The organism is Vibrio litoralis DSM 17657, from assembly GCF_000426765.1.
Lineage (GTDB): Bacteria > Pseudomonadota > Gammaproteobacteria > Enterobacterales > Vibrionaceae > Vibrio > Vibrio litoralis.
In genome coordinates this window covers 348,702-355,006 of sequence record NZ_KE384567.1, presented here as the reverse complement: position 1 = coordinate 355,006, position 6,305 = coordinate 348,702, and the positions used below count along the sequence as shown (strand labels likewise).

Annotated in this window: 4 protein-coding genes and 1 tRNA gene; all 5 read left to right on the top strand. The window is 42.8% G+C overall.

The features are described 5' to 3' along the window. The first annotated feature begins 1 nt into the window (after nucleotide 1). Nucleotides 2-78, top strand: a tRNA-Arg gene (locus K358_RS0115240). Between the two features lie 238 nt (nucleotides 79-316). Further along, nucleotides 317-1,270: an NADP-dependent oxidoreductase gene (locus K358_RS0115235; RefSeq protein WP_027697626.1), complete on the top strand. Its 954-nt coding sequence runs from the start codon at nucleotides 317-319 to the stop codon at nucleotides 1,268-1,270. 8 nt (nucleotides 1,271-1,278) lie between these two features. Continuing rightward, a complete protein-coding gene (locus K358_RS0115230) occupies nucleotides 1,279-1,728 on the top strand; it encodes a YqaA family protein (protein ID WP_027697625.1) in 450 nt (149 codons plus the stop codon). Further along, complete coding sequence (locus K358_RS0115225) at nucleotides 1,729-4,578, top strand: M16 family metallopeptidase (RefSeq protein WP_027697624.1); 2,850 nt, start codon at nucleotides 1,729-1,731, stop codon at nucleotides 4,576-4,578. A gap of 154 nt (nucleotides 4,579-4,732) precedes the next feature. After that, nucleotides 4,733-6,304: a glutamate--cysteine ligase gene (gene gshA / locus K358_RS0115220; protein ID WP_027697623.1), complete on the top strand. Its 1,572-nt coding sequence runs from the start codon at nucleotides 4,733-4,735 to the stop codon at nucleotides 6,302-6,304. Nucleotide 6,305 lies beyond the last annotated feature (1 nt).

Genomic DNA, 6,305 nt, shown 5'->3' with positions numbered 1-6,305 from the left:
TGCGCGCGTAGCTCAGCTGGATAGAGTACCTGGCTACGAACCAGGCGGTCGGAGGTTCGAATCCTCCCGCGCGCACCATATTTTGAAGCCCTGCACATTTGTGTAGGGCTTTTTTGCCTTTTGTACTAAAGGCGCTCTAAGTTGCTTTTAGTCGAATGAATAGTAGGGTAATTTACATCTAATTAATCATAAGCGTCATCGATATATACGTTTACCAATGCGAGTTTGTTAATTGGTTATGCTTGGTAGAACTTCAGTTCAGCAAGAATAATGTGGATGTCATCAATGATGGCGTAACGTAAAAGGACAACAACCCATGCCTTCAAATGCAAAGATTGTAATTTCTCAATTCGGTGCTCCAGAGCAACTTGAAATATTAGATAGCGATATTCCTTCACCACAAGAAGGTGAGGTATTAGTTAAAGTTTCGTATGCTGGCGTAAACCCTATCGATGTAAAAACGCGAGCAGGGCTAGGTTGGGCAGCTCAGCATAATAAAAATAACTTACCATGGACTCCCGGCTACGATATTTCTGGTGTTGTACTAAAGCAGGGGGAAGGGAGCCTTAAATTTAACCTTAATGACATGGTTACCGGCTTTATCGGCTTCCCACTACGTGGCGGCGGTTATAGCCAATATGTATGTGTGCCTGAAAGTGAGTTAGCACTAGTACCTGAAGATATTTCTTTGAAAGCGGCTGCCGCTATTCCTCTGGCGGGTCAAACTGCGGCACAAGCGTTAGAAAAGGCAAAAATACAATCAGGTGAAACAGTGGTGATCTTAGCGGGCGCTGGCGGTGTCGGTCATATTGCGGTGCAAATTGCAGTTGCTGCGAAAACAACAGTTTATGCGACATGTAGTGCCGACAACTTGGAATATATTCATTCTTTAGGTGCTACTGGGCTTGATTATGCAGATGCCGATTGCCTTAAAAATATCGGTCATATTGATGTGTTGATTGATTTGGTGGGTGGCGATACGGCGATACAAGCGATGAGCCATTTACACCCAGGAAGTCGAGTGATCACAGTTCCAACCATTACGGCATCGAGCGTTTGTGAGCACGCTTCTCAAATGGGTATTATTGGCATGGGAATGCTAGTCGAGCCAGATGTCACTCAGTTGGAAGATTTAGTGAAATTGATCAGCGCAGGTATGATCAAAGTTGAAATTGAGCAAGTCATAAATTATCAAGACGTAGTGACTGCACACCAAAAAATTGAAACAGGCCGAGCTCGTGGTAAAATTTTATTGAATATGCAGTCTTAGGCTTTTAGTTGTCAGATTTCTATTTAGCCCTGCAACACCTACTTGCAGGGCATCCTCTCTGGTTTTTATTTAGCTCAGGCTTTTTAAGTGCCACTTTGCTTCCTGGAAGCTCTGAAGTGACCTTATATGCCGCACTTCGTTTCGATAACATATCGATTTATAGTGTGATTTTTATTGCTACTCTAGGAAATACACTAGGGGGAATGACTAATTATTACATCGGCTTACTACTACCAAATCGAACATTACGGAAAAAGCGTGGTCAACAACTAGAGAGTTGGATTGAACGTTACGGTTATTGGGTACTATTAATGAGCTGGCTACCTGTGATTGGTGACCCATTGTGTGTTGCTGCAGGTTGGCTAAGAATGAATCCATGGGTATGCTTAATAGCAATTATGCTGGGTAAAGGCGTGCGCTATGCATGTCTTGCGATGATTTTTAAGGGATTGATATAAATGAAAAACTGGTTATTAGTTTTTACTCTTCTTACGTTATCTGGTTGTTCTTTGTGGGGAGAGCTCAGTTCATCTAACTCTTTGCCGCCAGGTGTCCACCTCATTGAATCTCAAACTGCTGATCCTGATAAAGCATCCATCCCATATTCAAAATATCAATTAGATAATGGCCTGACTGTTATCCTTTCTCCTGACCATTCTGATCCACTTGTCCATGTTGACGTTACCTATCATGTTGGTTCTGCCCGTGAAAAAATTGGCCGTTCCGGCTTTGCGCATTTCTTTGAGCATATGATGTTCCAAGGTTCAGAGCATGTTGGTGACCAGCAACACTTTAAGATTGTCACTGAAGCCGGTGGCACTTTAAATGGTACTACCAACCGAGACCGCACCAACTACTTTGAAACCGTGCCATCTAACCAACTAGAAAAAATGTTGTGGTTAGAATCGGATCGTATGGGGTTTTTAGTTAATGCGGTATCACAACGTAAATTCGAAATTCAGCGAGATACGGTGAAAAATGAGCGCGGTCAAAATTATGATAACCGTCCTTACGGCTTGGTGTATGAAAGAATAGGCGAAGCGTTATATCCGAAAAATCATCCTTATTCATGGCAAACCATCGGGTATGTTGAAGACCTAGATCGCGTTGATGTGAATGATTTAAAAGCGTTCTTTTTACGTTGGTATGGCCCTAACAATGCAGTATTAACAATCGGTGGTGATATTGATGAAGCGCAAACTCTTGAATGGGTAAATAAGTATTTTGGTTCTATTCCTAAAGGTCCAGAAGTGACTGATGCCGATAAGCAGCCAGTGCGCTTACCCAATGATCGCTTTATTACCCTAGAAGACCGAATTCGTCAGCCTATGGTGATGATGGCATTTCCAACCCAATACCGTGGCGCAGAGTCAGAAGCGTCGATTGATGCGTTGGCGGCCATTCTAGGTGATGGTAAAAATAGTATCTTGTACCAAAACTTAGTGAAAAACCAAGTCGCTATAGATGCTGGGGCTTTCCAAGATTGTGCCGAGTTATCGTGTACCTTATACGTGTATGCAATGGGTGATTCAGGTGATAAAGGCAATCTCACACCAATCTATCAAGCATTGAATAAAGCACTAGAGCAAGTGAAAGCAGAAGGCGTTAAGCAAGAGCAACTGGATGCGATTACCGGTCAAGCTGAAGCAGGCACTATTTATGCGCTGCAAAGTGTCAGTGGCAAAGTTTCACAACTTGCTGCTAACCAGACTTTTTACAACCAGCCAGATCGCTTACAGACAGAATTAGAGCAAATTCGTAATGTGACACCAGAGTCAGTAGAACAAGCTTATCAACAATTCGTCGATGGTAAGCACAAAGTGGTGCTCAGCGTGGTGCCGAAAAAGCAAACTCAGCTAGAGGTGCAAAAGCCAAACTTTACGCCGCCGAAGCGCGATCTACCTGACTATCCAAAAATTACGGATGAGCAACTTGATATTCGTCAGCCAAAAGACAACTTCGACCGCTCGCAAGTACCAGAAGTCGGCCAAGCAGTTTCCGGCACTATGCCTGAGTTATACCGCTTTAATTTAGACAATGGTATTCAAGTTCTTGGCACCACTACCACTGAAACGCCAACAGTGGCTATTCAAGTGTCTTTTCCTGCCGGCAGCCGTTATGTGCCATCGGGTAAAGAAGGTTTAGCCGATTTAACTGCTGCTATGTTGCAAGAGGGCACCACCGAGCGCACTAGTGAGCAACTGCAGCAAGAGCTAGACAAGCTCGGCAGTAGTGTGAGTTTTTCCGCTGGTGGTTATCAGTCGAGTGTTGTGATTACCTCATTGACTAAAAACCTGAATGCGACCTTAAAAATTGCCGATGAAATGCTATTTAAACCTGCTTTTAATCAGCAAGATTTTGAGCGCGTGAAGAATCAAACTATCCAGGGGCTAATTTACTCACATCAACAGCCATCATGGCTTGCCTCACAAGCAACCAAGCAAGTGCTGTACAAAGGAAGTTTATTTAGTCGCAATGCCGATGGTAGTGTCGATTCACTTAAGAGCTTAACCTTAGACGATGTACAACAATTCTATCGCAGCTATTACACTCCGGTAGAGGCGAAAGCAGTAGTTGTTGGCGCGATTGAACAATCACAAGCATCGCAAGCGTTGAGCTTCTTAAATAAATTGTCTGGCGAAAAAGTAGCAATGCCTACTGTCGGCAAGATAACGCCACCAACTAAGCAATCTATTTATTTAGTGGATAAACCTAACTCACCACAAAGTGTTGTTCGGTTAGTGCGCATTGGTATGCCTTATGATGCGACAGGGGAGATGTATTTGACCCAGTTAGCCAACTATAACTTAGGAGGCAACTTTAATAGCCGAATCAACCTAAACTTGCGTGAAGATAAAGGCTTTACCTATGGTGCGGGTGGCGCAGTTTATGGAACCAAAGAAACCGGTTTAGTGCTATATAGCGCACAAGTGCGGGCAGACTCTACCGCGGCCTCTATTCAAGAATTATTGAAAGAATTGAAAAACTATAGCCATGATGGCATGACCGATGAGGAACTTGCATTTATGCGTCTAGCCGTTGGTCAACAAGATGCCTTGAAATATGAGACTCCAGGGCAGAGAGCCAGCTTGTTGTATTCAATCTTAGACTACTCATTGAGTGATGATTTCATCGATAAGAAAGCGGAAATAGTGAAAACGGTTGATAAGCCGACACTCAATAAAGCCGCTGCTACTTGGTTCCAGCCACAAGATTTTCAAATTATTGTGGTAGGAGATGCTAAAAAGCTAACTCCTGAATTGAAAAAATTAGCAATTCCTATCCAAAACCTTGAAGTTAAGCACTAATGCCCATAAGTTAATGATTGGCCCGTTATTGATGTTAATTCACTTTATCGATAACGGGCCTTTATTTTCTTTGATGTCAGGTTTTCCTGATGGCAATTATCTTCCAGAATGATTATCCTACTCGGATCGCAAACCACAATAAGTGAGTGCTATTTTGACCGACTTTTCTGCACGCCTTGAGCAAGTTGCTAGTAACCCAAACACGTTTAAGCAATTTGGACGCGGAATTGAGCGTGAAGCGTTACGTTATGATCTTAATGATCACCTTGCCTTAACGCCTCATCCTCTAACTTTAGGTTCGGCGTTAACCAACCAATGGATTACGACCGACTTCTCTGAATCTTTACTCGAATTCATTACACCGGTTTCTCATGATGTTGATGTATTACTACAGCAATTAAAAGATGTTCATCATTTCACCATGACGAAAATGGGTGATGAGAAGTTGTGGCCGATGTCTATGCCTTGTTTTGTGAGTGATGAAGATAAGATCCCGCTTGCAGAGTACGGCACATCGAATGTTGGACGAATGAAAAACTTGTATCGACAAGGTTTGAAGCACCGCTATGGTAGCTTGATGCAAATCATTTCTGGCGTGCACTTTAATTTTTCCTTCCCAGAAAGTTATTGGGATAGCCTATATGGTGAACAAAACGAACAGCAAAGAGCGGATACTAAATCAGAAGACTACTTTGCCTTAATTCGTAACTACTATCGTTATGGCTGGATCATTCCATATCTATTTGGTGCTTCACCAGCATTATGCCCTTCATTCTTACAAGGCCGAGAAATTGGGCTAGATTTTGAAAAGATTGGTAAGACGCTATATTTACCTTATGCGACAGCGCTACGTTTGAGCGACCTTGGCTATACCAATAGCGCTCAAAGTGATTTGCATATAGGTTTCAATGGTTTGCAAGAGTACCTTGATGGGCTTAATTCTGCGATGCATAAACCTTCAGAGCGATTTGCTAAACTCGGCGTGAAAGTTGATGGTGAGCACCGTCAACTGAACAGCAATGTTTTGCAAATCGAAAATGAACTTTATGCGCCAATTCGACCTAAGCGTGTTGCAAAAGATGGGGAGAAACCATCGGAAGCGTTAAAACGTGGTGGGGTTGAATATATTGAAGTTCGTTCGCTAGACGTTAACCCATTCAGCTCTATTGGGGTGTCTAAAGAGCAAGTGCTATTTTTAGATTTGTTCGTGACTTGGTGTGGTTTGAAAGAATCAGCACCAATGAAAGAGGGCGATTTAGAGTGCTGGCGCAATAACTGGAACAATGTCATCTTGGAAGGTCGTAAGCCAGGATTAGAATTTAAACTATGCTGTGATCAAGCACCGAATTCTCTTGTTCACTGGGGCAAGTTGATGTTTGCTCAGTTACAAGAAATTGCGATTGAAATGGATAAAGCGCATGGTGGAAATGATTACCAATCGGTATGCCAAACGTTAAGTTCATGGATCGACGATCCTGAGTTAACCATTTCTGGTCGTTTGCTGAATAACATTCGTCAAGCGGGTGGTATTGGTAAAGTCGGTTGCCAACTTGGTGAACAATATCGCGATGAATTATTAGCGCATCAGTACCAAGTCTATAATCAACAGATGATGGAAGCGGAAGTGGTGCGTTCTCGCCAGGCTCAGCAAGAGATAGAAAATGCTGACCAATTAAGCTTTGATGATTTCCTTGCAGACTACTTTTCTTATTTAGGTCAGTCGTAAC